Origin of the sequence: Paenibacillus terrigena DSM 21567, from assembly GCF_000374845.1 — a bacterium.
Lineage (GTDB): Bacteria > Bacillota > Bacilli > Paenibacillales > Paenibacillaceae > Paenibacillus_K > Paenibacillus_K terrigena.
Map to the genome: position 1 here is coordinate 610,645 of NZ_KB895414.1, position 24,810 is coordinate 635,454.

General features: G+C 44.5%; 24 protein-coding genes and 2 pseudogenes. 14 read left to right on the top strand and 12 right to left on the bottom strand.

The window, feature by feature from the left end:
• Nucleotides 1-14: 14 nt before the first annotated feature.
• Nucleotides 15-665 (bottom strand): hypothetical protein, encoded by a 651-nt coding sequence (locus C558_RS0110850; protein WP_018756291.1) that lies wholly within the window; start codon nt 663-665, stop codon nt 15-17.
• Between the two features lie 34 nt (nt 666-699).
• Here C558_RS0110850 and C558_RS33745 point away from each other — a divergent pair, with 34 nt between their 5' ends.
• From C558_RS33745 to C558_RS0110870, 5 genes are all read left to right on the top strand, one after another.
• Entirely contained in the window at nt 700-846 is a 147-nt protein-coding gene (locus C558_RS33745; protein ID WP_018756292.1) for a hypothetical protein, read from the top strand.
• A 98-nt stretch (nt 847-944) separates the two neighbouring features.
• On the top strand, nt 945-1,865 hold the full coding sequence (locus tag C558_RS0110855; protein WP_018756293.1) for an RluA family pseudouridine synthase: 921 nt from the start codon (nt 945-947) through the stop codon (nt 1,863-1,865).
• Nucleotides 1,866-2,087: 222 nt separating this feature from the next.
• Nucleotides 2,088-2,927: a helix-turn-helix domain-containing protein gene (locus C558_RS0110860; RefSeq protein ID WP_156826062.1), complete on the top strand. Its 840-nt coding sequence runs from the start codon at nt 2,088-2,090 to the stop codon at nt 2,925-2,927.
• A gap of 91 nt (nt 2,928-3,018) precedes the next feature.
• A complete protein-coding gene (locus C558_RS0110865) occupies nt 3,019-3,540 on the top strand; it encodes an ankyrin repeat domain-containing protein (protein ID WP_018756295.1) in 522 nt (173 codons plus the stop codon).
• Nucleotides 3,541-3,874: 334 nt separating this feature from the next.
• Nucleotides 3,875-4,444: an SF0329 family protein gene (locus C558_RS0110870; RefSeq protein WP_018756296.1), complete on the top strand. Its 570-nt coding sequence runs from the start codon at nt 3,875-3,877 to the stop codon at nt 4,442-4,444.
• Between the two features lie 170 nt (nt 4,445-4,614).
• On the opposite strand, the gene C558_RS0110875 is transcribed toward C558_RS0110870, so the two are convergent.
• On the bottom strand, nt 4,615-5,472 hold the full coding sequence (locus tag C558_RS0110875; protein ID WP_018756297.1) for a GNAT family N-acetyltransferase: 858 nt from the start codon (nt 5,470-5,472) through the stop codon (nt 4,615-4,617).
• Between the two features lie 61 nt (nt 5,473-5,533).
• Here C558_RS0110875 and C558_RS0110880 point away from each other — a divergent pair, with 61 nt between their 5' ends.
• The 3 genes from C558_RS0110880 (at nt 5,534) to C558_RS0110890 (ending at nt 7,955) form a co-directional block, all read left to right on the top strand.
• Nucleotides 5,534-5,926 carry a DUF1259 domain-containing protein gene (locus tag C558_RS0110880; RefSeq protein WP_018756298.1) on the top strand — a complete coding sequence of 131 codons (393 nt, stop codon included), beginning with the start codon at nt 5,534-5,536 and terminating at the stop codon, nt 5,924-5,926.
• A gap of 157 nt (nt 5,927-6,083) precedes the next feature.
• Nucleotides 6,084-6,632: a cupin domain-containing protein gene (locus tag C558_RS0110885; RefSeq protein ID WP_018756299.1), complete on the top strand. Its 549-nt coding sequence runs from the start codon at nt 6,084-6,086 to the stop codon at nt 6,630-6,632.
• 192 nt (nt 6,633-6,824) lie between these two features.
• Nucleotides 6,825-7,955: a beta-ketoacyl-ACP synthase III gene (locus C558_RS0110890; protein ID WP_018756300.1), complete on the top strand. Its 1,131-nt coding sequence runs from the start codon at nt 6,825-6,827 to the stop codon at nt 7,953-7,955.
• Between the two features lie 60 nt (nt 7,956-8,015).
• On the opposite strand, the gene scfB is transcribed toward C558_RS0110890, so the two are convergent.
• Together scfB and scfA are read right to left on the bottom strand one after the other, a co-directional pair.
• Complete coding sequence (gene scfB / locus C558_RS0110895) at nt 8,016-9,407, bottom strand: thioether cross-link-forming SCIFF peptide maturase (RefSeq protein ID WP_018756301.1); 1,392 nt, start codon at nt 9,405-9,407, stop codon at nt 8,016-8,018.
• Between the two features lie 89 nt (nt 9,408-9,496).
• Nucleotides 9,497-9,646 carry a six-cysteine ranthipeptide SCIFF gene (gene scfA / locus C558_RS33120; RefSeq protein WP_083927148.1) on the bottom strand — a complete coding sequence of 50 codons (150 nt, stop codon included), beginning with the start codon at nt 9,644-9,646 and terminating at the stop codon, nt 9,497-9,499.
• A 139-nt stretch (nt 9,647-9,785) separates the two neighbouring features.
• Between scfA and C558_RS34645 the strand changes: the two are divergent.
• A pseudogene (locus C558_RS34645) lies at nt 9,786-10,007 on the top strand (formylglycine-generating enzyme family protein); the annotation flags it as partial.
• A 1,288-nt stretch (nt 10,008-11,295) separates the two neighbouring features.
• Here the strand turns inward: C558_RS34645 and C558_RS34650 are convergent.
• A pseudogene (locus C558_RS34650) lies at nt 11,296-11,688 on the bottom strand (copper amine oxidase N-terminal domain-containing protein); the annotation flags it as partial.
• A 241-nt stretch (nt 11,689-11,929) separates the two neighbouring features.
• Between C558_RS34650 and C558_RS0110905 the strand changes: the two are divergent.
• Entirely contained in the window at nt 11,930-12,571 is a 642-nt protein-coding gene (locus tag C558_RS0110905; RefSeq protein ID WP_018756303.1) for a hypothetical protein, read from the top strand.
• A gap of 51 nt (nt 12,572-12,622) precedes the next feature.
• On the opposite strand, the gene C558_RS0110910 is transcribed toward C558_RS0110905, so the two are convergent.
• A complete protein-coding gene (locus tag C558_RS0110910; protein WP_040674838.1) occupies nt 12,623-13,498 on the bottom strand; it encodes a GNAT family N-acetyltransferase in 876 nt (291 codons plus the stop codon).
• A 147-nt stretch (nt 13,499-13,645) separates the two neighbouring features.
• On the opposite strand from C558_RS0110910, the gene C558_RS0110915 reads away from it, so the two are divergent.
• Nucleotides 13,646-15,094: a serine hydrolase domain-containing protein gene (locus C558_RS0110915; protein WP_018756305.1), complete on the top strand. Its 1,449-nt coding sequence runs from the start codon at nt 13,646-13,648 to the stop codon at nt 15,092-15,094.
• 15 nt (nt 15,095-15,109) lie between these two features.
• Complete coding sequence (locus C558_RS30860; RefSeq protein WP_018756306.1) at nt 15,110-15,664, top strand: GNAT family N-acetyltransferase; 555 nt, start codon at nt 15,110-15,112, stop codon at nt 15,662-15,664.
• 83 nt (nt 15,665-15,747) lie between these two features.
• Here C558_RS30860 and C558_RS0110925 read toward each other — a convergent pair whose 3' ends face one another.
• The 5 genes from C558_RS0110925 to C558_RS0110945 form a co-directional block, all read right to left on the bottom strand.
• Complete coding sequence (locus tag C558_RS0110925; RefSeq protein ID WP_018756307.1) at nt 15,748-16,536, bottom strand: response regulator transcription factor; 789 nt, start codon at nt 16,534-16,536, stop codon at nt 15,748-15,750.
• Complete coding sequence (locus C558_RS0110930) at nt 16,529-18,229, bottom strand: sensor histidine kinase (RefSeq protein ID WP_018756308.1); 1,701 nt, start codon at nt 18,227-18,229, stop codon at nt 16,529-16,531. Before C558_RS0110930 ends, C558_RS0110925 begins: the two co-directional genes overlap by 8 nt.
• A gap of 156 nt (nt 18,230-18,385) precedes the next feature.
• Entirely contained in the window at nt 18,386-20,041 is a 1,656-nt protein-coding gene (locus tag C558_RS0110935; RefSeq protein ID WP_018756309.1) for an ABC transporter permease, read from the bottom strand.
• Nucleotides 20,038-21,138 (bottom strand): ABC transporter ATP-binding protein, encoded by a 1,101-nt coding sequence (locus C558_RS0110940; protein WP_018756310.1) that lies wholly within the window; start codon nt 21,136-21,138, stop codon nt 20,038-20,040. Before C558_RS0110940 ends, C558_RS0110935 begins: the two co-directional genes overlap by 4 nt.
• Before the next feature lie 22 nt (nt 21,139-21,160).
• Nucleotides 21,161-22,183, bottom strand: coding sequence for an ABC transporter substrate-binding protein (locus C558_RS0110945; protein WP_018756311.1), 1,023 nt, complete (start codon nt 22,181-22,183; stop codon nt 21,161-21,163).
• Nucleotides 22,184-22,404: 221 nt separating this feature from the next.
• On the opposite strand from C558_RS0110945, the gene C558_RS0110950 reads away from it, so the two are divergent.
• Complete coding sequence (locus C558_RS0110950) at nt 22,405-23,202, top strand: class I SAM-dependent methyltransferase (RefSeq protein ID WP_018756312.1); 798 nt, start codon at nt 22,405-22,407, stop codon at nt 23,200-23,202.
• A 122-nt stretch (nt 23,203-23,324) separates the two neighbouring features.
• A complete protein-coding gene (locus tag C558_RS0110955) occupies nt 23,325-23,867 on the top strand; it encodes a histidine phosphatase family protein (protein WP_018756313.1) in 543 nt (180 codons plus the stop codon).
• 53 nt (nt 23,868-23,920) lie between these two features.
• On the opposite strand, the gene C558_RS0110960 is transcribed toward C558_RS0110955, so the two are convergent.
• Nucleotides 23,921-24,724 (bottom strand): AraC family transcriptional regulator, encoded by an 804-nt coding sequence (locus C558_RS0110960; RefSeq protein ID WP_018756314.1) that lies wholly within the window; start codon nt 24,722-24,724, stop codon nt 23,921-23,923.
• Nucleotides 24,725-24,810: the final 86 nt, after the last annotated feature.

Sequence of the window (24,810 nt, forward strand, 5' to 3'; positions counted from 1 at the left end):
TATAAGAAGTTATTCTAACCTTGGACGAACGCCCTGGCGAGTGCAACCATCTGTTTCTCTACCTTTCGATTTACCCGATTGCCGTCCACCTGATAAGCGATCTGGTAGTGAATCCCGTCCATATAGAAATTGATTTCATTCGCACTCGTCACCGTCATGTTGACCCGCTGCTTCTCGTCGTCATATCCATAATATTGATAAGTGTAGGCGCTATTTGTTTGAATGATATGATGATAGTAAGGAACCCCTTCAAGGATATAACCTTGCTCCAGCTTATTTCCGAAAAGATCTATATCCTTTACTCTTTTCAGATTAGCGAATGGATCCTGTGCCACCTCTGTCATCCGAATAATGAAGAATTCATTCCCGTAACGCCCGTACTCGTCCTTATCTTTCAGATAAGTCAGCTGGATTTGATGATGAAGCGCCTTTATTTGACCTTGCTGGAATGTAACAAGATAAGCCCGCTCTTGACCAACGTGAAATGGAAGCTTCGTCGTGTCAACTGTCTTTACCTTCGATTGCCAGGGCTCAGGCAGTGGTGGAAGCCCTTCCTTCATATCTAACGGCTTATAATACGAGATAGACTTCTCATTCATTACAGATTGATAGATTTCGCTATTCGCAAACCCAGCCCCTTTTACCGTCCCTGCACCACCTTGCATCTCACAACCTCCTAGGATAAGAAGGCAGAGGCTTATGAGGCAGATCCATCGCGTTCGTCTCATATGGTTCATTAACATATCACACCATTCCATGGGAATTACATCCATTGTATCCTGCGTATGGCTATCCGTTCAATTCGAAATGAACGGGAAGCCGCAAATTCCGTCCGTTCAGGCGTGACTCCGCATTCATAGCAATTCCACGCCCTTCATGGTATAGTGAGTCCCAGAGATATGTAGAAAAGGATCGTTAAAAGCAGAAAAAAGGTGGTCTCACGCATGCAACATCACAAAAAGAACTCCCCGAAAACCAAGCGCCCCAATATTAGTCAATATACAGTCAAAGAACCGGCAGAGCTGCTGCCTTTTTTATTACATAAACAGTCCAACCTTGGCCGCAATGCTGTAAAATCTATACTGGCTCGTGGGCAGGTCTCGGTCAACGGTCGAGTCGTGACGGAATACAATTGTCCCCTCGTGCCCGGACAAACCGTTACGATCAATAAAGACAAAGTTGCGGAGGAGCCGCAGCTCGTCGGCCTGACCATTTTACATGAAGACGAGGACATTATTGTCATTCAGAAAGATGCTGGTTTGCTGTCGATCGCTTCTCCCCAAGAAAATGAAATAACAGCTTACCGACAGCTAACGAGTCACGTTCGAAGTAAAGACCCCAAAGGCAGAATTTTCGTCGTGCATCGGCTGGATCGGGATACGTCAGGTGTTATGATGTTCGCCAAGAGCGAGAAAGTCCAGCAATTGCTGCAGAACTCCTGGCAGGAAAGTGTGAAGGATCGTTCCTACGTTGCCTTAGTGGAAGGACAAGTCAAGAAACCGGAAGGCACCATTTCGTCTTGGCTGAAAGAGAGCAGCACACTAAAGATGTATTCCAGTTCTCGCCCAAATGACGGTCAACACGCAGTGACCCATTACAAAGTTATGCAATCCAATAAAAACTTCAGCTTATTAGAGGTCCATCTCGAGACGGGGCGGAAAAACCAAATTCGCGTCCACATGCAAGATCTAGGGCATCCCATTGTAGGCGATAAAAAATATGGTTCGCGCTCTAAGGCGATTCATCGACTCGGTCTTCACGCACGTGTATTAGCTTTTGTGCATCCGACGACAGGTCAGCTCTTACGGTTTGAATCCACCATCCCCAAATCGTTTCTTAACCCTTTCCGACAATCTCCTTCTTAATCTGTTCGAAACTGAAGAGGGGCAAGCGGCTAGCAACTTGTATTCAAGGCACGGATATAATTGTCCGTGTCTTTCCTTTTGTAATCAAGGATTTCAGTTTATGCGGCGGTTAGCCTGCTGCCATAAGTGATCAAAGCAGGAAAATGGATCATCCATCCAGAAAAAATATAAACAATATATTTCATTGATTAGGTGGGAATGATGCCAATAAATAATAAGAGTATGCAGAGCTATAGTCCGATTCTCCATGCCAGGAGCGAGAATTATTTTTGGCAGGGTAAAGGCGCATTATCAATTAAAACATTTAAAAATGGACGTGCGTTCTATCATGCTGGTCGTGGGCACTTTGCTGTTGATGAAGGAAACTATCTTTTGCTTAATCATGGTCAGGAGTACTCTATTACTATTGAATCAGAGGTTCCTGTGGAATCATTTTGTATCTTTTTCCCTGAGATGATGGTTGAAGAGGTCTATCATAGTATGATGGCATCAAATGAGCAACTATTAGATGACCCCGTCTTACCAAAGCAAATGTCAGTTGATTTTATTGAGAAAACTTATAACGATAAATGGTTAGCCACCACTTTATTTCAAATTAAGTCTGAATATACAAATAAGTCTCTTGATCTAACATGGCTGGAAGAAAAGTTATACGAATTAGCACATGGGCTTCTAAAGGTTCATCGACAGGTTAATAACGAAATATTGAAACTTCAGTCCCAAAGAGCCTCAACACGTGAGGAATTGTATAAAAGAATACATATAGGTCATGAGTTTATTTCAGCATACTTTGATCAATCCATAACCCTAGCGGATGCGGCTAGAGCTGCTTGTTTATCACCAAACCACTTTCTTAGAAGTTACAAGCAATTGTTCGGCATGTCTCCTCATCAATATTTAACTGAAAGAAGGCTTCAAGAATCTAGAAGGCTTCTACTTCAAACAGATAAGTCCATAACAAATATTTGTTTAGAAGTTGGATTTCAAAGTCCTAGTTCGTTTAGTGGTCTATTCTCCAAACGTTTTTCTATGACCCCTTCGCAGTTCCGTCAAAAAAAGTGATTTTCAAGAAGTAAGTTTTCAAACTGTAGTTATAATTTAAGTACAACCCGTATTTACATCGCATAAAACAATCGAAATGGAGGCTAAATGAATGGAGTTAACACAAATTATTGATGATGTATTTCAAGCGGCTCAATCAGGTGAAGCTTCACGGGTAAAAGACATTTTAGAATCTCACCCGCACCTTGCAAATACGGAAAATGGAGATGGGCTTACGCCTTTGGGATATGCGGCACATTTTGGTAACAAAGATGTAGTAGAGATATTGCTAAATAATGGTGCAAATGTTGATGCGATATCTCATTCCAAAATATCTTACATTCCTTCGAATACAGCACTGCATGCAGCAATAGCGGGGGAGCGTAACGTGGATGTAATCAGGCTGCTCTTAACTCATAATGCGCAGACAAATATTAACGACAGCAATGGTCATACTAGTCTACATACTGCTGCATTCCATGACGATAACATAGAAATTATTCGCTTATTGATCGAACATGGAGCCGATGTTAACGCTAGAATTGAAGGTGGAGAAACTGCATTGTCGCTTGCAATTAATCAAGGTAACAATAATGTAGCGGAATTTCTTCGACAAAACGGAGCGATACTCTAATTTCTTATAGTAGCTTGCTACAAGTATGTCTAGGTCTTGACGTGATTTACAGTTCGAATATAGAATAGAGCCCTGACAATCGCAGTCAGGGCTTTAGTTGGTAGAGGCTTATCGTTTAGCATGTTCACACTGTCCTCAACACATGTGGAGTGCTGCTCACTGTTAGTCAGGAAAGACTAGTATCTGAGATGTATTGGCGACCTTTTTCAAAAATTGTTGACCTCTCTCCACAGCGATAGCGTTTTTTCATACGAACATACACTCGGAGAATTGTATTAGGTAATAGAAAAACTGCCTTAATAGGTATTTATTATATAGAACATAGGAGGATTACATGGCCTGGAGCAAATTGAAACAACAACTAGAGGGTTTTCTCTGTCCTGCGTTATATGGAAGGGTCGAATACCGTGCAACCAGCTACCGTTATTTACCTGATAAAGCAGGACTTTGTTATATTGCGGTAGATAAAAAGAACGTACTCAATATGAGTGATAAAACTACCTTAATCAGATGGTATCAGACGGAGCTGGAAATTAAGAATGATTCAACTATCCAAATTCCTATCCATGATGAAGAAATTGAAGCGATCAGAAAAGACACCAAGGGAACAGTTCCGGAGGATCGTCTAAAAGTAATTGCAAGAAGTAGAAAAATATCAGAATATGCAAAGGAGCTTTTGTCAGCACAATCATCATTAAGTAAATCAAATTTTATCGTTGTTGCTACTAAGTTTTTATCCATTTCTATAGAGGAAAGCATGGAGAGCAATGATATCTTATTGAATATATTAGCTTTGGTAGACAGACGAGTTGGAAAAAAGCGAATTCTAAACATGTCCGAGAAGATGAAGTTAAAGCATCCCATTGTGCAATATTTTTATGAACTACGGCTTAGTACGTTATAAAAATAACTCATTTACCTCCAGTCGAGAGTCCTGCAAAGGATATAGCAGCCAAAATCTAGCCATATCAAGGAAGATCAAATGCCATTCCTGTGTTAAGAGGGGAGATCTACTGTCTTCCCTTCGAGGGGGCGTGACACGTTTGATGCTTCCGATTGGCGTTACTTTTGTTATCAAGTATGATCTTGTTGAATGTTGTCCTTAACCCTGTACCAGTACTTATAAATTTCCGAGTAACCGATTTTTGAATAAAGTTGTAACGCAGGTGCATTATTGGCTACTACCGCTAAATAACTGTATCTTGCTCCATTTTCTTTCCCCCACTTTAACAGATTTAATATCATCTGTTCTCCAAAACCTCGATTTCTAAAATTTAAATCTGTTACGATATCATATAACCCTATGTATTCTCTTTCAATTACTCCAAGACCGCAAGCAATAACAATTTCTTCGTAATAAAGCGATACAAATCCCTTTTTGGTTTTGATATTGGATAGCATACGCTCCATAACGTTTTTGTCTTTATCTCTAACGTTATTGAGCCTACAAAAATTTTCTAACCAATCAGCAGTGATGTTTTCATAGATTCTAACTGAAGTTAGTTCGGGTTCGATTATGTTATCTAACTTCAAGGTTTGGACGCTTGTAGTATCAATCAATGAATAGCCCTTTCCCTCTAATGTGCCATCTAGATTTATGGGGTGAACAAATGGAGTGATTTTGTATGTTGTTGGTAAATTACTCGCTGAATAAATTTTCTCACATTCTTCGATTTTATTATTCAAATCATAAGTTGAATAATGAATTGGGTTAATGGAGTTTGCTCGTTTTGTATAGCCATCTGCGAAACGCAACACCCATCCATCGTATAGCAGAGTGGATAAGGGTTGCCAGTGGTTCAAAGATAATTCCTCAATGAGTTTGTTATCCATCATTATCCTCCACATTATTTTTGAATAATAATACTCCGTATCAAATAAATATACAATTAGTTTTATTGCGATAAAAACAGGGGTGTATCTCCCCTCCATACACCGTTTCCATCCTGTTCCAGTACTCATATCATAAACGAAAACAGGGAGGAAATGATGTATGCAGAGCAACGGAACGCTGTGTGAGCAATTTTCAAAAATAATCGGTGGACAACCCGGATTTGCCGGCGGAAAATGCGTCTCGACCATCAATCGAAATAACATCAAAGCAACGATTTTAGGGAAAAGATTTCGCGTAACGTCCTCTTTCTCGTTCGAATCATTAAATAAAAGAACGGGCAGAGCACTTTGTTTAGGTAGAGCGGCATTCTTAGAGAAAGAAGTCAATAAATTCATCGCGGCTATTCGTAATCAAGGCATAAAAGTGACGTCTGTCCATAACGAATGGTTATTCGAGCGGCCCCGCTTGATTTATATCAATATTGAAACAGTCGATAGACCACTTGTTTTTGCAAGGAAAGTGAAGCGAGCGTTAGATGCTATTCATAGATAAAAGGTTGAGAAGGATGGCTATAGGACACGCTGTTGACAGATACCGTAAAGAGGAGCGATAACGCCCCTCTTTTTTGGGCTCTTGCCCATTTTCCACAACGATAGATAGGCGCTAGCATAGGATACATGGTGAATGAAATCATGAGAGGAGATTGAGGATGTACCCTAGATCATACTGTCAATATCCATGGCACCATCCGATGCATAGCAACTGGCATAACAACCCGTGGGTTAACCCTTGGAATCAACCCTATTATCATTGGAACGGCAACTGGGATGCTTATTATCGAGACATTGTATTGAAAGATTATGGACCCTATCCGTTTGTCGTGAATATTGATCAAGCAGCCAAGCAGAACAATAACTACCGCACCGCTTTATGGACAGGGAAACACTTGCAAGTCACGCTGATGAGCATCAATCCTGGAGAAGACATCGGTTTGGAAGTCCATCCGACTACAGACCAATTTATACGCATTGAAGATGGTCAAGGACTCGTCCAGATGGGAGATCACAAGGATCAATTAGATTTTCATCAAAACGCCTACGATGGCTATGCCATTATGGTCCCTGCCGGGAAATGGCATAATGTCATCAATACAGGGAATAAACCGCTTAAAGTTTACACGATCTACGCGCCACCTGAGCATCCATTCGGAACAATTCATGAGACGAAAGCGGTGGCCATGGCTTCTGAAGCATCGTAAGGGGGGGGGGAAAGCCCCCTCTTTTTGTTATATTCATTGGCATGCGCAAGGAACTTGCTGCTTCAGCATTCTCATCTAAATCAATCGTCATAACCCGACAAAATCTAGTATTGTTTTCTTACAATACTTTACATTTCATAGAATTTCGATAATAATTAACAATTATATACATAATTCTACGAGAGGTGTTCTATGAATTCAGTATACATTACAAGTATTGGCAAGTTCCTCCCCGGCTCTCCCGTCAGTAATGATGAAATTGAGGATTACCTTGGCAAAATCGGTGGAAAGTCTTCCAAAACCAAGCGAATCATTCTGGAGAAGAACCAAATCCGGTATCGCTATTATGCGATGAATAAAGAGCAAAAGAGTCTATATACAAATACAGAGATGGCCGCTCTCGCGATTCGCGATGCATTGGATCGAAATGATCAGGTAGCCGTTCAAGATATCGGCTTCCTAGCGACAGGCACGACGAGAGCTGACCTGCTGCTACCTGGCTTCGCCAGCATGGTGCATGCGGAAGCCGATCTGCCGGTGATGGAAGTCTCTTCGCATGCGGGCTTGTGTGCGAGCGGTATGCAAGCGATGAAGACTGCTTATCTCCAAGTGAAATCGGGAGAGCATGAAGCCGCAATTGCTTGTGCTAGCGAATTTCTGAGCCGTGAATTCAAACATACCAAATTCGAAGCACAGAGCATCTATAGCGATAGCCGAGTACCGTTCGATACCGACTTTCTGCGCTTTATGTTGTCGGATGGCGCAGGCGCTGCCATATTGCAAAATAAGCCTTCCGCTAAGGGACTATCGCTGCGTATTGAGTGGATCGATAACAAGTCCTATGCGAATCAATACGATGTCTGCATGTATTCCGGTATGAACAAAGAGGATGGCATTCCTTCATGGCTTGATTACGCCTCGATCCATGAAGCAGCAGACCGTGGTGCGCTGAACCTGAAGCAAGATGTACGACTGGTCAACGAGATTACGACGGTCGGGTCGAATCGGTTCTTGGAGCTAGTGAAGGAAGGCCGAATTGACCCGGACGCGATTGATTGGATGGTCTGCCATTATTCTTCGCATTTCTTCAAGGAAGAAATTTTCCGCTTGTTAGAGGCTGGCGGGGTGACGATTCCGAATGAGAAGTGGTTCACGAATTTATATACGAAGGGGAATACGGCTGCAGCTTCGATCTATATCATGCTGGAAGAGCTGCTCAACGAAGGCCATCTCTCAGAAGGCCAACAAGTGATGTGCATCGTACCCGAGAGCGGTCGATTCCAGACCTCTATTATGATGTTAACCGTCGTAGGACCTCCATGATATGATCATAAGAAAAGGGCTCCTCCGTCATTTCGACTGTGGAGCCCCTCTTGCATGGATCTAACCCTGATTCTCCATCGCTCGCATCGACTCAGCAACCTTCGTCATCATGGAACATTCAATACGTTTACGGAAGATGTCGCAGCTAAAGTCATAGATGCCGTTCATGGATCCCGTCGCGTGCAATGCATTCGCAGGACAGCCGCCGCTGCAGTAGAGTTTAGCCCAGCAATCCTTGCATTCCCGCTTCGAGTAGCAGTTGTTCTCTTTGAATTGGCATTGCAGCTCCGGTCGCGTTATGCCATCCCAGATGTTCCCCATACTATACGCTTCATCTCCTACGAACTGGTGACAAGGGAACAGTTCGCCCCATGGCGTGACAGCGAGATATTCCGTGCCTGATCCGCAGCCAGTGATTCGCTTCTGGATGCAAGGGCCTTCTGAAAGGTCAAGCATGTAATGATAGAAGGTAAACCCTTTGCCTTGTTCTCCGCGCCCTATCATTTCCTTGGCGAGAATTTCGTATTGATTGTAAATCTCCGGAAGATCCTCCTTGGTCAGTGCATAGGGTTCCCGTGGGTCACAGATGACCGGCTCCATCGAAATTTTATCAAAACCAAGGTCTGCGATATGAAATATGTCATTCGTGAAATCGATATTGTTGCGCGTATAGGTTCCCCGTACATAATATTCTTGATCGCCGCGTTTCTGGATGAATTCTTGGAACTTCGGTACGATATGATCATAGCTACCTTTTCCAGTCACGGTTGTGCGAAGTCGGTCATGAACCTCTTTTCTGCCATCCAAACTTAATACGACATTGTACATTTCCTGATTTAAGAACTCGGTGACCTCGTCGTTCAGCAGCATGCCATTCGTCGTGAAGGTGAAGCGGAATTTTTTTTTGTATTCTTTCTCTTTGCTTCTCGCATACATCACAATCTGCTTGACCACGGTCCAAGCCATCAGCGGCTCTCCACCGAAAAAGTCAATGTCAAGGTTGCGATGAGGACCCGAATGTTCCAACAGATAATCGATCGCTCTCTGTCCAACCTCGTAGCTCATGAGTGCTCGGTCGCCATTGTACTTCCCTTGGCTGGCGAAGCAATAGTCGCAGGATAGATTGCAGGTATGCGCGACATTCAGGCAGAGCGCCTTTACATAGGTCTGTCGATTTTTCAGATCGATCGAGAGATTTTCATACGGATCCTTGGTGAATAGCTGCCCCTGGCTTCTCAGCTCCTCCACCTCCGCGATGGTTCCTCGAATACTCTCTTCGGAAATGGTCGGATCATATTCGTATTTCTCCTGAATGAAGGACAGGATCTCGTCCGGGGACGCTTGCTCATACAGCGCGATGATGTCATACGCCAAGTCGTCGACAACATGCACCGACCCGCTATAAGTATCGAGGACGATGTTATATCCGTTCAGTTGATATTGATGAATCATACTGCTAATCAAGCTCCTTTGCCTACATGCTGACACGGGTTAAAAAATAGCCGCCCATCTACAGCGCAGTGGGCGGTGAACTCCAAATCCTATTTGTTCATTGCGTTTTCACAACGCTGATTTGCTACTCCACAGGAAGTTTTGCAAGCAGACTGGCAAGATGTCTGGCATGCGCCGCATCCGCCGTGTTTTGCGGTATCCATCAGTGTTCGTGTGCTTAGTGTTACGATTCTTTTCATCATGAATAACTCCTCTGCCATTTCAATTCGTTCAAACCACTAAAGATAACAATGTGAATGATTTCACTTTTTTACCTTTAACAAGGGTAACAACGACCATGGATGGACGTCAATCAAATAGATCACACCTAAATCACCGTCAGACGGCTATCGCCTTCCGACCGAAGCAGAGTGACAACATGCATGGAAAGCCGGAACGATGGCCTATCAATATGGAGAGCAGGATCAGATTGCTTGGTATAATGAAAGTTCCGGAGGCAGCTGGGCTGAGGAGACGCGGGGGGCGGGGCTTCGTGCCACAGGCAGCCACCCAACCTTCCGCATAGACGATCCTGGCTTCCGTCTTGTCCGTTCGACCTAACCATAGAGAAGACACGGCGGTTGTTTCCGTGTCTTCTAACGTTGCCCCCTGTAATCCGATCCGCTTGAAATAAATCTTTCCCTTCCGCATCCAACAATGGACCAAATCTCAGTTCGAAATCCTTGTTCTTGTCAAAATGATTTGCAGGTACCAGCAACACCGCCATCGTCTCTATACTTTCTCCCGATTCTAATTCCTCCTTGGTCTTGGGCGCTAATGCTTGCGTCGCCTTCACTGTAGCTGAGGATTGCGGCAGCCCGAGCATCAAGGATAAATCACTGAGCCGGATGGTCTCGGGCGAAGCATTCTGAATCCGGTATTTCGCGGTAAGAGCGATAATTCCTTGATCACCGAACCCTTTGAAGGAGTCGCTATGAGCTGAATCGATCTTTAGCTTAGCCCATTGATATCCTTCGAGCGTAATCTTGATGTTACTCACTTGATTGCTTCGCTTCGGCTCGAAGGTGAAGAGCACCTGCTTCTCGGCAATGTTCCGCGTCGTTAGCAGATCGGAATAAGGCTGTTGTTCTTGCGGCTTCAGGGTGCTGCCCTTCTCATCCTTTAGCAGAAAGTCACGCCCGCCAATTCGCAGCATGTTAACGCTCGGTTGCTCGGGCAAGAAAAAGAAGAGCTTTTTCGTTGTACCATCTTTATATTTGAGCAAGAGCGTATAGTCCGTAATCGTATAGGTTCCCGAGGAATTGGATTCTGAACCAACGCTGGTGGAAACGCCGGATTTATCGCCGCTATCTGAGCCGTCAGACGTAAAGCCGGTGAAGCTGCTGTCCACGAAGGTCCCGTCTTTATTGAACGTATACGTTAATGAACTTGCCAATCCACTGCCGAGCGTACTCGACGTATAGCTGAAAGATTCGTATTTGCCTTGCAGCTTCAGCCCGCTGACTGGTGAATATTTGGTATACTTATCGCCATCAATCTCCAGCTCTTTATCCGAAATGACTTTATACGAATACGATTTTCCATTGTTCAGCGTGATCGTATTGTCTTTGATTTCATAAGACAGACATGCATCACGGTTGCAGTCAAGTGCATCGATACCGCCATCCGGGAATGCCGTAGCCACCTGTGTATCGTTGACGAAGTAGTAATAGTCCCAGCACAGATTAGGACACCCGCGAAGTCCACCGACATCCATTTCCCAATGGGCATAGAAATTCCGAGGCACGCCTTGCTCGGCGGTCGGAACCCCTTTATTGACTTCTTCTTGAGCAGCGGCTTTCGTTAACCCCGACTGTTCAATATACGCCTCACTATAAATACTTATCAATTGCTGATCACTGTTCCAACCTACTACCGCACCCGTCGCTTCCCCAACAAAACGCAGCGGTACTAACGTATGACCATTCACCGTCGTTCCCGATGTTGTTAACGCAACCGATTTCCCATCAATCAGAGCCGTATGGCTGTTAAGTTTCAGCGCGAATGTCTTACTCTCTTTTTTCCCGCTAACCGTCTCCGTCTTGGCATCCCACGTTATCTCAATCCCTAGCGACTCGAACAGCGTTCGAAGCTGTACCAAGGTCGTGCCATTCCGCATGAGCGGTTGAACAGTAAACGTAACCGGCTGCTGATCTACATACACTTCGATCCGATCACCTTTGGCTTCTGCAACGGACGGTTTGCCGAGTAGCCATATGGTCGCAAGCATGATGATACACATCAAAATGATGGACAGTTTCTTATTCCTAATCTCTAACAAAGCATTTCTCTCCTTCCTCCTTTTGGATACCCCATCATTTTATTTAATAATTGTACCTAACAGACCTATAATCATGCCTAAAAAGCGGGGAAATTCCCGAATTGTTTTAATTGACAATTTATCCCTATTCACATAGTATGTAATTTAACAAACATCTAATTTAGTGTTTATTAAATCACCTTTAAGTGTGGGAGGAACGTATATGACAACGTTAGGCATCCTCGGTGTGACTCATGATCCTGTACTTCGAGAGAAATACAATTTATCTTTAGACTTCATTCAAGAGTTAATTGTGGAATTTAATCCGGATGTGATTTGTGGGGAGGTACTTCCTGCGAGTTGGGAGCAATATCTACAAGATCCTACGCATCAAGGGTATTGGGGAGAGCCTGCCAGTGAATATTGGGATTTAATCTTTCCGCTCTGTAAAGAGAAATCATTCGATTTTGTCCCTATTGATTGGGTCGAGCTTGATGTCTGGATGGATTTCGACCCGTTCCAATCTTTTGACGAATTTCAAAGACAAGCATTGAATGATGAGTTGGAACAATGGTTCCAAAGACAACTGTCAACATGGGATACAAGTTCGATTCCGTTAAATGGTGCAGCTTATGACACGATTACGAAGCAGAAATACGAATGGTTAGAACAGATCAATCCGCAAGCGCATCTCTTCCGGTGGGTGTGTCGACACCTCATCATGATTCAGCGAATCAAGAACGCGACGAAGCTGCACGCTGGGAAACGAATTTTGTGCATTGTAGGTGCAGATCATAATCATGCGTTATATGAAGGACTTATCGCCGAACAGGACATCGAGCTCGTTTATCCATTAAGGAAATAAATAACATACAAATACAATAAAGAGGGGCACCAAACCCCTCTACCTAACTTATTAAGCCGTCGATGTCATCGGATGTTTAACATGTACCGGATAATGATGGTCACCATTCGTCCTTACGAATAGTCCTCCCGGATAGCTAGCCTTATTCAGTACGAGATCAGGATCATCAGGCGTGTAATGAAATGTTATTTTTTTCGTATCACGCCCTGCGATCTTCGTAAGTATATTTTGCGTATGAATCTCCTGCGTGTGGACCATATCGAAAACATCCATATGATGATTCTCTTTCTTATACACTACAATGACATTCTCTTCTTCCAGGTAGTACATATCCTCTCGGAAAACGTTCAAGCCATAAAACATGAAAATCCCTCGCGTGTGGTCCGTTCCTAAGCGCTTCGAAACCGGTAATCTCTCCGATTCGAATTGATAGATCAGATGCAGATCCTCCGCTCGACTCACATTCAGTTTTCGAATCCGGGTAGGCTCAATCTCCCTCGGGGTAAAGTCCATCGTAAACAGATGTTCTTCTATGGCTTTAAACCCAAACTTCGGGTAGAAATCCAGAACCGAATCATTCGCAAAAAGATACATGACATCATATTGGTTCTCATAATCTTCTAGCACTTTGTTCATTAAGCTTGTGGACAACCCTTGCCCTCGGTAGTCCGGATGTGTCATAACGGTTCCGATTTGTATCGCGCTTTTCTTGTCACCATCTATCACTAAATCAAGTAGGTTCACCGAGACATTTGCAACCACTTGGTCCCCTTGCGCAAATGAATACGGAATGAATCGTTCATTCCAAAAGCCCTTCTGGTACCATTCTTCAAAGCTTATCTCAAACGTACGATGAGCAAGCTCCGAGAAACTCTTCCTAAGCACATCATCATGTTTATAATCCTTCACAAACCGAGGTTCTTGCACGAATATCCCTCCCTCCACTTTCGTCAACATCATGGTATCACACTCATGTGATATACATAGGCAGAGTTTATTTATATTTGTTTTGGACACTTGGAAGGTCGTATCAGGTAGAATATCGAAATCAATAAGTAAAGGGAGGCGAGAGGATTGGACCTACCAACCGATTACCCGGAGAATCACGGACTTTCTTCACAAGCTCTAACCCATCTTTATGCTGCAATCGAAAAACAAAGTTTAGCCGTAAATACATTTATTTTGATACAAGACGGCAGCGTTACCTCGAAATTCGCGCGCTCCCCTTATCGGCTAGATTGTCCGCAGCTGTTATTTTCGCTGAGTAAGAGCATCACTTCCCTTGCTGTGGGGATCGCCTGGGATCACAGTCTATTAAGTTTGGAAGATAAGGTCATATCTTTCTTTCCAGAGCGGCTTCCTGATCCTATTTCACCGAATTTATCGAAGATGACGATACACCATCTACTATCCATGAACGCAGGACACCATGAGGATATTTATGCTGCTGTTGCGCAAGAAGAGGACTGGGTGAGCGCTTTTTTATCCTTAGAGGTCGAACATGAACCTGGAACGCATTACCGTTACAGCACGCATTCTACCTATTTGTTGGCCGCCATTTTAGAGACAGTCACGGGGCAAAATGTAATAGATTTTCTTATGCCGACACTGTTTGATCCATTAGGAATACCACGGCCTACATGGGAAACCTGTCCGAGAGGGGTGACCGCCGGCGGAATGGGGTTAAGTCTATCGACGGAGAGCATCGCGAAGATTGGCCTCATGCTCTTAGATCAAGGCGTTTACGCAGGGAAGAGAATACTCTCCGAGCAGTACATTCGGCTTGCGACGTCCGAACAAAGCGATAACCGCTTAGGCGCGACGCGTATCGATTCCGCACAAGGCTACGGCTACCAGATCCATCTGTGTCGACGTGGGTGTTATCGGGGGGATGGTGGCTTTGGACAGCTTTGTTTTGTTGCGCCTGAACAGAAGCTTGTGATTGCAGCAACATCAAGCTTCCAGAGTATGAATCAATTGCAGACACTACTCGATTTAATTTATAAGCATATATTCGATCGATTAGACAAGAGCGATTCGCTTACTCCTGAGAACCGAATTGCATTACAATACCAGCTTTCTAAAATGAATAATTCAGCGCGTCCTTCGCAGTCCGTCCCTTCGAAGATGCCTGATATCCATCAGCATAGGTATGCTCTGCAGCCTAACCCCTCCGGCCTTCGAACCGTGGCATTCACGCAGCAGGATACAACGCTAACGGTGCATTTTATCTACGGGGATTCGAGAGATCAATTACTGCCTTTCGACTTCACTAGCCCCCTTCACGCAACAAGCGTCTTCAACAAAGACTTATCGATATGTTCACAGGAGGTTGTCACCTATGCATCATGGCAGAGTCACGACACCTTACAGCTCACACTGTTCTATATTGAAACGCCCTACGTGGTCACCTATACCATCGTATTCCAAGGCGGGGCCATCGATTTCCAGTTCGACATCAATGTATCCCTGAATATATCTGAATATTGTGTTACAGGGGTTTTATTACACGACCAAACTTAAAAAAGGAGCGATCCAATGCTGATCCACGGAACGAACATCGATATAAAGCTTGTTGGGGTGTCTGATGCGCAGGCCCTTCTTGCTCTTCAAGTGAAGAATAAAGATTTTTTCCAAGTATTCTCAGGTAAACGAGACGAGCATTTCTATACGTATCAAGGACAAGTCGATCGCATTCTTAACACGCTGGAGTCTCAAAAGAACGGTACAAGATATCTTTTTCTAATCCAATCACGCAATACAGGAGAATTGATCGGTGAAGTGATGTTATATAAGGTCGTTCGTGAAAATCTAGAAAGCTGTGGAATTGGCTACACATTGGATCAAGATCAGAATGGAAAAGGATACATGACGGAAGCGGTCAAGCTGGTGGTGAACTACGCTTTTACGGAACTGAAGCTTCATCGGATCGAAGCCGGGGTTATGCCGCATAATACCGGATCCATCAAAGTGATGCAAAAAGCTGGTTTCACCCAAGAAGGATTAGCCAGAAAAAATGTAAACATCAATGGACGATGGGAAGATCATCTGACATTTGCCATACTCGAAGAAGATGTTATCGGGCAAATCTGAATTAATGAACATGAAGCGCCTTGCAGTTTCAGAGACATTCCTAGCCGCAAGGCGCCTTTCAATATTTCCAAAGCTTCACCGTACTAAATGTCCTTCTCCCCGAAATAATCCAGGTATTTGCTAGGTGTGCCGTGGGCGTATTTCTTGAAGATACTGATAAAATATTTATAGTCGCTGAAGCCGATATCCTGTGCGATCGTATAGACTTTGCCGTCCCCCGCTTTTAATAAATCGATCGACTTTTGGATGCGGTAGCGATTAAGGAATTCATTGAACGTATAACTGGTCTCGGCCTTGAATTTTTGATTCAAGTAATAAGCGCTTAAGCCAAGCTCTTCAACCAGGTCATGAATGCTGATTTTTTGGGCGTAATTCTCTTGCACATAGGCGATCATCTTGGATACATACTTCGAAGTCTTCGTCTCTTTCTCCAGAAACCGACTGTTAATGATCTCCTCTTTCTCTTGCGGATGATTAGAAATAATCTCGTATTTGCGGAGAAGGTCCACTTTGGCCTTCGCCGACTCCAAGGCTGCGATGAGCTGGTCGTCCTCTAGCGGCTTCACGAGAAACTCGGTCACACCTAACTGAATGGCCTGCTTCGCCAAATGAAATTCATTATAACCCGAGATAATGATGCTGCTGAAGGTATGCTTCTCAAGACCCTCACGAATCATGGAGATGCCGTCCATAATGGGCATGTTAATGTCCGTAATCACGATATCAGGCTTGTATTCGCAGATTTTCTGCAGCCCATCTTGTCCGTTCAGCCCCTCCTCGATCACAATACAATCATATTTCAACCAATCGATACTAAATCGAATGCCCCGTCTTATCATATCTTCATCTTCAACAAGCAGCACTTTAAACATCTGATCCACTCCTTTCGAAAGGAATTGTAACGGTCACACAGGTACCTTTTCCTTGGATGCTATTCATGCGAATCCCAGACGCTTCGCCATACAGAAGCACTAGACGACGATGAACGTTGTACAGTCCGATATGCTGCGTCATGTTGTTCTGGCTTTGCAATAGCTGATTGACTTCCTGCAATGTCTTCTCATCCATCCCTTGACCATGATCTTGAACCTCAAGAATCAGCTGTTCGTCCGACGTATAAACACGAATCTCAATCAGGACATTGCTCTGATTCTGATACCCATACTTGATAGCGTTTTCGATAAAGGGCTGCAGTAAAAGCTTAGGAATGCATATATCTTGCGTCTCCTCCGTGACGGAAATGCGATACTCGAGTCGCTCATTGAATCGAATTTGCTGGAGCTTCAAGTAATCGCGCACATAATTCATATCATCCTTCAGCTTGACGCTGCGATCATGTCCGATACTATAACGCAACAAGCGAGATAATAGGATTACAATCTCTTGTGCTTGATTTGCATCGATCTTGATCGCATACCGTAAGGTTTCGAGTACGTTAAAAATGAAATGCGGGTGGAATTGCGCCTGCAATTGTTTGACTTCGATCATGGTACTCAGTTCCGACAGCTCTTTATTTCTCTCCAACAAGTCCTGCAGCCGATCCAGCATCGCATTATACTCATGACCCAGCGTTTCGAATTCATCCCCCGTCTGAATATCGACATAACCATCTAACTTCCCATCTCTTAATACGTCCAGCGCAGCAACGAATTTGTCAATCGACTCCGAATTTCGGGATGACATTTTATTCGATAAGAATTGCAGCATAATCCACAGCAACACACAAGTCGCTACGATAAAGATAGCCACGGTATAGTACGTGTATTGCTCTGAATTATAGGAATTCAGCGTAAATACTTGCAGCGGTGTGCCTTGGATGGGTTTGGAATACATATAGTAGCTTCCGTTGTTAATCTGGGCATGTCCCTGATTATCCAGCATAGGTTGGAACTTGTTTAGAACCCCTTTGGTAATGTTACTGGTGGTCGCAATGATCGTCTTATACTCATCGGTAATCAACGCGATTTCATTATTTTGCGTAAAGAGCAGCTTCTGAAAATCGGCTTCATATAATTGATAGACAATGTAGCCAATCGTCTGACCATCTTTCACGATCGCTCGGCCAAACGAATAGCTTGTAGTCCGATCATGCGAGTACCGGAAACTGTTCATTTCAGCTATCGTCTCATTCGGATGCATCTCTACCCGGTGAATGAAGTTTCGGAAAGAAAAGTCGGAATCCAATAGATCCGTTGGTGCAGAGGTAGCGAGGAAAATCCCGTCTTTGTTCAAGATATGAAATATGCCCTTCACCTTCTGTTGGCTGTTGAAATCATAGAATTCAGAGTATACCTTCTCGCTCCCCAAATGTGTACTCACATAGTTCACAACGGCAGGAGAATCCGCCATCCGCTGAATCTCATCATGGTATTGTTGATAGACTTCAGTGATGGAATGACTGATGGATTGTGCAGCTTGATTCGTTTTCTGCATGATGTTGATTCTGCCGTTGACAATCGTAAATATAACGAACAAAACCATTAATATCGCAAACGGAATCATCGTATATAAACGAAACAAGCGACGGGTCGATTCTTTAAAATTGCGATGTTTTCTACGTTTCATGCTGTCCTCCGACTATGAAATCCGTCTATGTACCTTACGCCTCTCCTATTCAGTGTAAGGAAAAAGAAAGACATTCGTCCATGGTAATAAACTCTAAATGTCAAAACAAGCCGACCCTCTTACCGCAGGTGCCGACTTGCATGATATGAACGAGCTTTATAGCGATACTTCCTTCTGCCCAGACAGCTTGAGGAAGACCAGCAGTGAGATGACGGTAATCAATGTTAATATGGTAGACAACGCTGCAGCGACGCCATAGTTGCCTCGAATAACTTCGGTATAAATCGCAACCGTAACCGTCTTCGTTTTCCCCGTATATAAGATGATCGAGGTACTTAATTCCGTAATAATAGTAACCCAGCTAAGAATAGCGCCCGAGACGACACCCGCCACCATCATCGGAAGTGTAATCTTGAAGAATGTTCGCATCTGGGAAGCTCCCAAACTGATCGCCGCTTCTTCAATGCCCCCGTTGATCTGATGCAATATCGCTGCACTCGATCGAATCGTATAAGGTAGACGACGAATCACGAAGGAAATAATCATAATGAGTGCGGTTCCGCTTAATGCGAGCGGCTTATCGTTGAAGGTAATGAGCAGCGCAATACCTAAGATAGAGCCCGGAACGATATAAGGGAACATCGTGAATATATCAAGCGTGTTCGTTAATGCGTTTCTACGGCGAACCGTTACATACGCGATGAGAATCGCAAGCAGTATAATAACGACGAGGGATACAACCGCAAGGAAGAACGTATTGGCAATCACGCCGCCGATATTGCTGAATGCATCGATGTAACTCTGCAACGAGTACCCATCGACAAAGATTCGACCGTTTGTTTTGAGAAAAGATGTATAAATAACGTACAGCTGCGGCAAGAGCGCGATTATCGTATAGGCATAGATCACAACGTGAGCCACAATATTACCGATACCCGACTTCTTCTTCGCTTCAATCGGATGCAATGCGCTCATTGTAAAAGATTTACGATTGGATACATATTTCTGCAGCAAGAAGATCACGGTAGCGAAGAGTACGACAATGACGCTGATCGCAGCAGCAAACCCATCATCGCCGCCGACCTCACTAATAAATTCATTGAAGATAAGAACGGGAACGGTTTTAAACCCTTCACCGATCAGCATCGGTGTACCAAAGTCAGCAAGTGCGCGCATGAATACGAGCAATCCGCCCGCGAGCAAGGTTGGTGTAATCAATGGAAGCAGAACCTTGCGCATTTTGTTGAAGCCTTTGTAACCCATACTTTCCGTTGCTTCCATAAGCGATTGGTCCACATTCTTCAGCGCACCGGATACATACATGAAGATAAGCGGAACCATCTGTAACGTTAAGACGACGAGAATCCCTGTAAACCCATATATATCAGGCATAGTGAACCCAAAAACATTTTTGATGAATTGAGTAATTACGCCGTTTCGTCCTAATAGCAGGATCCAGGAGTAAGCGCCTATGAATGGTGCTGACATCGACGAGATCAGAATCATAATGCGGATCGTAGAATTCCCTTTAATTTTGACCGTGGCCATCAAGTAGGCCAGCGGTGTTGCAATCAGCGCAGAAAGTGCGGTTACACAGACCGTTACTTTAATACTGTTGAATAGTGCCGTTAAATAATAGGGCTTGCTGAAAAATTTCGTGAAATACGCAAGTGAAAAGTCGCCTGTCGTGCCGTTGTAAAAACTCTTAATCAACATGGTGAATAACGGAAGTGCTAGAAAGAGAATATAGAAGACAAATATCAGTAATGAAATGTTCGTCCAGATGTCAAACCGTTTGCGCGTATCATTCATAGCTGACCGCTCCCTGTGTAGTTCAATTCACCCGCAGCATCGTATACATTAATCTTGTCTGTTTTGACTTTCAGATAAATCACTTCACCGGGGGAAAGGATTTGACTCGTTTTCGATTCCTGCGTGATTTCGATCCGCTGACCCGATTCGAGATCTACGAAATAATGTGTGTTTTGTCCCAAGAATACGCTGTGTACAATGGTAACTCGGATCCCGCTCTGGTCCTCCGTCATGATGAACTCCTCCGGGCGAACCGAAATTTGTACTTTCAGCGAAGCTTGTGGTTTAGGAACGCGAATGTTAGACATTGGCTCGGCATAATCAGAACCGATCTGTAAGGAATAACGGCCTTCCTCTTGCGCCAGGGTGCCTTCAATAATGTTCGTTCGGCCGATAAAGGTAGCAACGAATACATTGGCAGGACGTTGATAAATCTCTTGCGGTGTGCCCAGGTGCTGAATGATCCCCGATTTCATGACTGCGATTCGATCCGATACAGCCATCGCTTCTTCTTGATCATGCGTGACGTATACGGTTGTGATCCCAACTTCCCTCTGAATATCCTTGATCGCATTCCGCATGTCGATCCGTAATTTCGCATCGAGGTTGGATAGAGGCTCATCCATGAGCAGCACATCGGGACGAATGACGATCGCTCTAGCAAGCGCGACACGCTGCTGCTGTCCCCCAGATAGATTCTTCGGCATCCGATCTTTGTATTGTTCGATTTGTACAACCTTCAGAATATCATCGACCTTAGCGGCGATTTGTTCTTTGGGGATCTTCCGGTTTTCAAGACCAAACGCAATGTTGCCTTTGACCGTCAAATGAGGGAAAATCGCATAATTCTGAAATACCATCCCGATGTTCCGTTTGCCCGGTTCGACCTGATTGATGACCCGTTCATTGAAGCTGATTGTCCCGCCTTCAATGCTGTTAAAGCCAGCAATCATCCGTAATAGTGTGGTTTTCCCGCATCCGGAAGGACCGAGAAGGGTGAAGAACTCACCCTTCTTAATCTCCAGAGACAACGCAGGAATGACCGTCGCATCTGCATACTTTTTGACTAAGTCTTTGATGTTAATCGTTACTGTCATGGTTGTCACCTAATTCTTTCGTTTATTTTGTGCTTGTGAATACATCCGTGTAGTGCTCGATGATTTTGGATTTATTTTTACTAACATAATCCGTGTCTTCGTTGATCATGTTGATCTTGTCGTACGGTGTCATATAGTCGCCAAGCTTCGTATCTTTACGTAGTGGACGATTCGTTAATTGTGTGCCAAATGCATCCTGCGCTTCTTGAGATAGAATGAAGTCGATAAATTTCTTGGCATTGTCCATGTGCGGTGCGCCTTTGATAATACCGGATGCTGCATCCAAGAATACGGCGCCTTCTTTCGGGTACACCACTTCTACAGGGGCACCATTTCTAACATACGTGTTTGCTGGATCTTCATAGGTCAAGCCAACTACGTACTCGCCGTCAGCCACGCTTTTGTGAACAGCTCCTGAACCGCTCGCGATTTTACCATCCAAGTTTTTGATTAATTCGCTGACATAGCTCCAACCTTTCTCGTTCTCATAGTCGCCGCCCATCGCTTTCAGCATATTCGTAAGCTGTGCAAATGCGGAGCTTGAGCTTGCCGGATCGGCCGATGCAATTTTCCCTTTAAGCTCCGGGTTCAACAAGTCAGCGTAGCTATCAATCTTGATGTTGCCGATCAGGTTCTTATTCACTAAGAGAACGCTTCCATCTGAAACAAAAGGAGTAGCAAAGCCTGATTTATTGCGATGGCCTTCAAGTAGGAATTCATCGTTCGGCGATACATACGGCTCGTATAAGTTAGCGTTCTCAAGATAGCCCGCCATCGAACCGCCAAACATCACGTCTGCGTAAGGATTTTGTTTCTCTGATTGTAAGCGTTTAACAATTTCGCCCGTTCCAGCTGTTACGAGCTCAACGGTAATTCCCGTTTGCTTTTCGAACATTGGGATAATGGTCTTAATGATCTCTTCACTATTCGGACTGTAAACAACAAGTTTATTGGACGAAGCAGACTCTTTCTCACCACCGCCGCAACCTGTAAGTGCCGTCATAACGAACATACATGCGATCAACAGCATGGAAACCTTCTTCATTGCTATTTCCCCCTTGAACCGATATGTTTTTGTTTTTTTATTTACAGGTTTATTGTATCAGGCATGATACCGCTTACAGAATCCTATAATCCGCAAACATCGTCTAAAATACGCAACAAATTTTGGACAAAAGAAAAAGAACCACCCCAAAAAAAGGAAATCAGGTGATCCTGCCGAATAGGTTAAATCCCCATATGATTCGAAAGAAGGTGTAACAATTAATGATCGATTACGGTGCAGATCTCTTTAAAGGTACGGCGTGGTACTACGCTAGATACCGCCCGCTGTATCCCGCATCGCTGGTTCGATATATCGTAGCCAAGTTTTCACTTGATGGCGAAGGTCGGCTGCTTGACCTTGGATGTGGAACGGGCCAGCTCGCGCTCCGGTTTCAGGATTGGTTCGAAGATATCGTAGGAATCGATCCCGAACCAGAAATGTTGGATGAAGCGAGACGCTTATCCATAGACAATCGAGTGGATAACGTACGGTGGCTGCAAGGCAAAGCGGAAGAGCAGGCGCATGACTTGGGGCCATTTCGACTCATCACGATTGCCAAAGCTTTTCACTGGATGGACCGGGAAACGGTTCTCGAAATGTTATATCACCATACGGACGTGAATGGCGGGATTGTGATTATCGGCAACGATTCAGAGAATCACGAACCACTGCCTTGGCAGCTCAAGGTCAATGAAGTCGTAGCGCGGTGGCTAGGAAGCGAGAGAAGAGCGGGCAATCGTACCTACCAACCACCGACAGAAAGGTATGAGGATACGTTAGCCAAATCACGTTATCGGAACATCGAGAATCACGTACTGCCGACGTATTCGCACACGTGGACCGTTGATTCGATTGTTGGCAATCTGTACTCCACATCCTATGGTGCTAGGCATTTCTTCGGCGAAGATCTGGAGCGATTCGAGGACGAGCTCCGAACTGCACTGTTAGCGATTAACCCTGCTGATCAGTTTGTTGAGGAGCAGACGGTTTCTGTGATTACGGGTGTGCGACGCGGCTAACGAACTCTACAATGCTTATTTAGGCAAAAATACGTGTTCTGAAGCTGTAACGAATCTCAGCAGCGCTATTTCCATCAAAAGCGTGTATTTCACTTGAAATAACTATAGGGAGGTACATACGCATGAAAAATATCTATGTCGTCCGGCATTGCAAGGCAGCGGGACAAGCCGCTGATGCTCCATTAACCGAGATTGGTAACGAGCAAGCTCAGACTCTCGCCGAATTCCTCGCAGACAAAAATATCGATTATATCGTATCCAGTCCCTATGTGCGGACTTACCATACCATCGCACCATTCGCAGATCAACAAGGGATCGACATTCGTATGGATGACCGTTTAACAGAGCGGATTTTATCAGGACAGGACTGTCCCGATTGGATGGATATGCTCCGTGCAACCTATGATGACCAGGATCTATGTTATGAGGGTGGTGAATCCAGCCGCGTGGCGATGCATCGCGCTGTTCAAGTCGTTATGGATGTTCTGGGTCAACCGTGCAAGAATGCTGTTATCGTGTCCCACGGTAACTTGATTTCGCTGCTGCTTAAGCATTTTGATGATAGGTACGGGTTCTTCGAGTGGCAAGCTTTATCCAATCCTGACGTATATCAGCTTACTTTCGTCGATGGCTTGCCTAGCATTCAGCGAATCTGGACAGTATGATTGCATAACAAAGGGGCCGATAGCCCCAGATCATGCGGGTGGAATTGAAGCATTCATTCCCTTAGCAGCGTCCTGTTGTTCTTCGCATATTCTCTCGGCGATTTGCCGACCGCAGCTTTGAAATCTTTGCTGAAATGAGCTTGATCCGTATAGCCAAGGTCCATCGCCAAGTGAGCCAGGTCCAAGCCCTGCTCGATCAACTCTCCCGCTTCATGCATTCGGTATCGTTGAATCATCCACTTGGGACTCACACCAATGTATTGACGAAATAACCGTTGTAGCGTTCGCTTCGTCATGCCGAACCGCTCCACGACATGTTCGACTTGCGTAATTTCACGATCTTTCACAATGCCATTGATTACATCGTTCAATATAACAATGGTCTCATCGCGGTCAGGCATCCATTGCACCAATAATCGCTCCACCATCTCAATTCTCTTCCCATGATCCTCTAGCGAAAATAGTTCTTCTTCGAATGTACGACAATCGATGGGGAAGTAATCGGAAAGAGGTGCGGTGTGATCGTTCAAGGTTGCTGCGGGTGTTTTAAAGAAACTATAAAATGCACCTGGTCTGAACAATACACCCACAATCTGTCCCTCTTCTTGGAGCAGATTAACGGACTTTCTGCGATCAATACCGCTTATGCGAGAGTTGCCCTGTTCGAAAACAATATTCACCCCCGGATGCTGCAAGACTTCTTGCGTGTATGGCTCCTGTCCGCGCAAATCCCACGCAATAAGCCAATAATGTTGTATCCAGAACCCTAACTCTCCGGAAGAAGGATAACGAGAAATCGAAAACTTGGTTTTCCCTGTATTAAAATGTAGAATCCCCTGATTCGGATTACGTTCCATAGGTATCCCCTTCACCTCTCAGCACCGAATTTTACAATTGCAAGAAGCATAGCGCGTTTTTACAAGAATGCCAGCTGACATCGTGT

Bases quoted from the DNA above. Each gene is read 5' to 3' on its own strand.
- C558_RS0110850 (WP_018756291.1), bottom strand. From the start codon at position 665: ATGCAAGGTGGTGCAGGGACGGTAAAAGGGGCTGGGTTTGCGAATAGC.
- C558_RS33745 (WP_018756292.1), top strand. From the start codon at position 700: ATGAGGCAGATCCATCGCGTTCGTCTCATATGGTTCATTAACATATCA.
- C558_RS0110855 (WP_018756293.1), top strand. From the start codon at position 945: ATGCAACATCACAAAAAGAACTCCCCGAAAACCAAGCGCCCCAATATT.
- C558_RS0110860 (WP_156826062.1), top strand. From the start codon at position 2,088: ATGCAGAGCTATAGTCCGATTCTCCATGCCAGGAGCGAGAATTATTTT.
- C558_RS0110865 (WP_018756295.1), top strand. From the start codon at position 3,019: ATGGAGTTAACACAAATTATTGATGATGTATTTCAAGCGGCTCAATCA.
- C558_RS0110870 (WP_018756296.1), top strand. From the start codon at position 3,875: ATGGCCTGGAGCAAATTGAAACAACAACTAGAGGGTTTTCTCTGTCCT.
- C558_RS0110875 (WP_018756297.1), bottom strand. From the start codon at position 5,472: ATGGAGGGGAGATACACCCCTGTTTTTATCGCAATAAAACTAATTGTA.
- C558_RS0110880 (WP_018756298.1), top strand. From the start codon at position 5,534: ATGCAGAGCAACGGAACGCTGTGTGAGCAATTTTCAAAAATAATCGGT.
- C558_RS0110885 (WP_018756299.1), top strand. From the start codon at position 6,084: ATGTACCCTAGATCATACTGTCAATATCCATGGCACCATCCGATGCAT.
- C558_RS0110890 (WP_018756300.1), top strand. From the start codon at position 6,825: ATGAATTCAGTATACATTACAAGTATTGGCAAGTTCCTCCCCGGCTCT.
- scfB (WP_018756301.1), bottom strand. From the start codon at position 9,407: ATGATTCATCAATATCAACTGAACGGATATAACATCGTCCTCGATACT.
- scfA (WP_083927148.1), bottom strand. From the start codon at position 9,646: ATGAAAAGAATCGTAACACTAAGCACACGAACACTGATGGATACCGCA.
- C558_RS0110905 (WP_018756303.1), top strand. From the start codon at position 11,930: ATGACAACGTTAGGCATCCTCGGTGTGACTCATGATCCTGTACTTCGA.
- C558_RS30860 (WP_018756306.1), top strand. From the start codon at position 15,110: ATGCTGATCCACGGAACGAACATCGATATAAAGCTTGTTGGGGTGTCT.
- C558_RS0110925 (WP_018756307.1), bottom strand. From the start codon at position 16,536: ATGTTTAAAGTGCTGCTTGTTGAAGATGAAGATATGATAAGACGGGGC.
- C558_RS0110930 (WP_018756308.1), bottom strand. From the start codon at position 18,229: ATGAAACGTAGAAAACATCGCAATTTTAAAGAATCGACCCGTCGCTTG.
- C558_RS0110935 (WP_018756309.1), bottom strand. From the start codon at position 20,041: ATGAATGATACGCGCAAACGGTTTGACATCTGGACGAACATTTCATTA.
- C558_RS0110940 (WP_018756310.1), bottom strand. From the start codon at position 21,138: ATGACAGTAACGATTAACATCAAAGACTTAGTCAAAAAGTATGCAGAT.
- C558_RS0110945 (WP_018756311.1), bottom strand. From the start codon at position 22,183: ATGAAGAAGGTTTCCATGCTGTTGATCGCATGTATGTTCGTTATGACG.
- C558_RS0110950 (WP_018756312.1), top strand. From the start codon at position 22,405: ATGATCGATTACGGTGCAGATCTCTTTAAAGGTACGGCGTGGTACTAC.
- C558_RS0110955 (WP_018756313.1), top strand. From the start codon at position 23,325: ATGAAAAATATCTATGTCGTCCGGCATTGCAAGGCAGCGGGACAAGCC.
- C558_RS0110960 (WP_018756314.1), bottom strand. From the start codon at position 24,724: ATGGAACGTAATCCGAATCAGGGGATTCTACATTTTAATACAGGGAAA.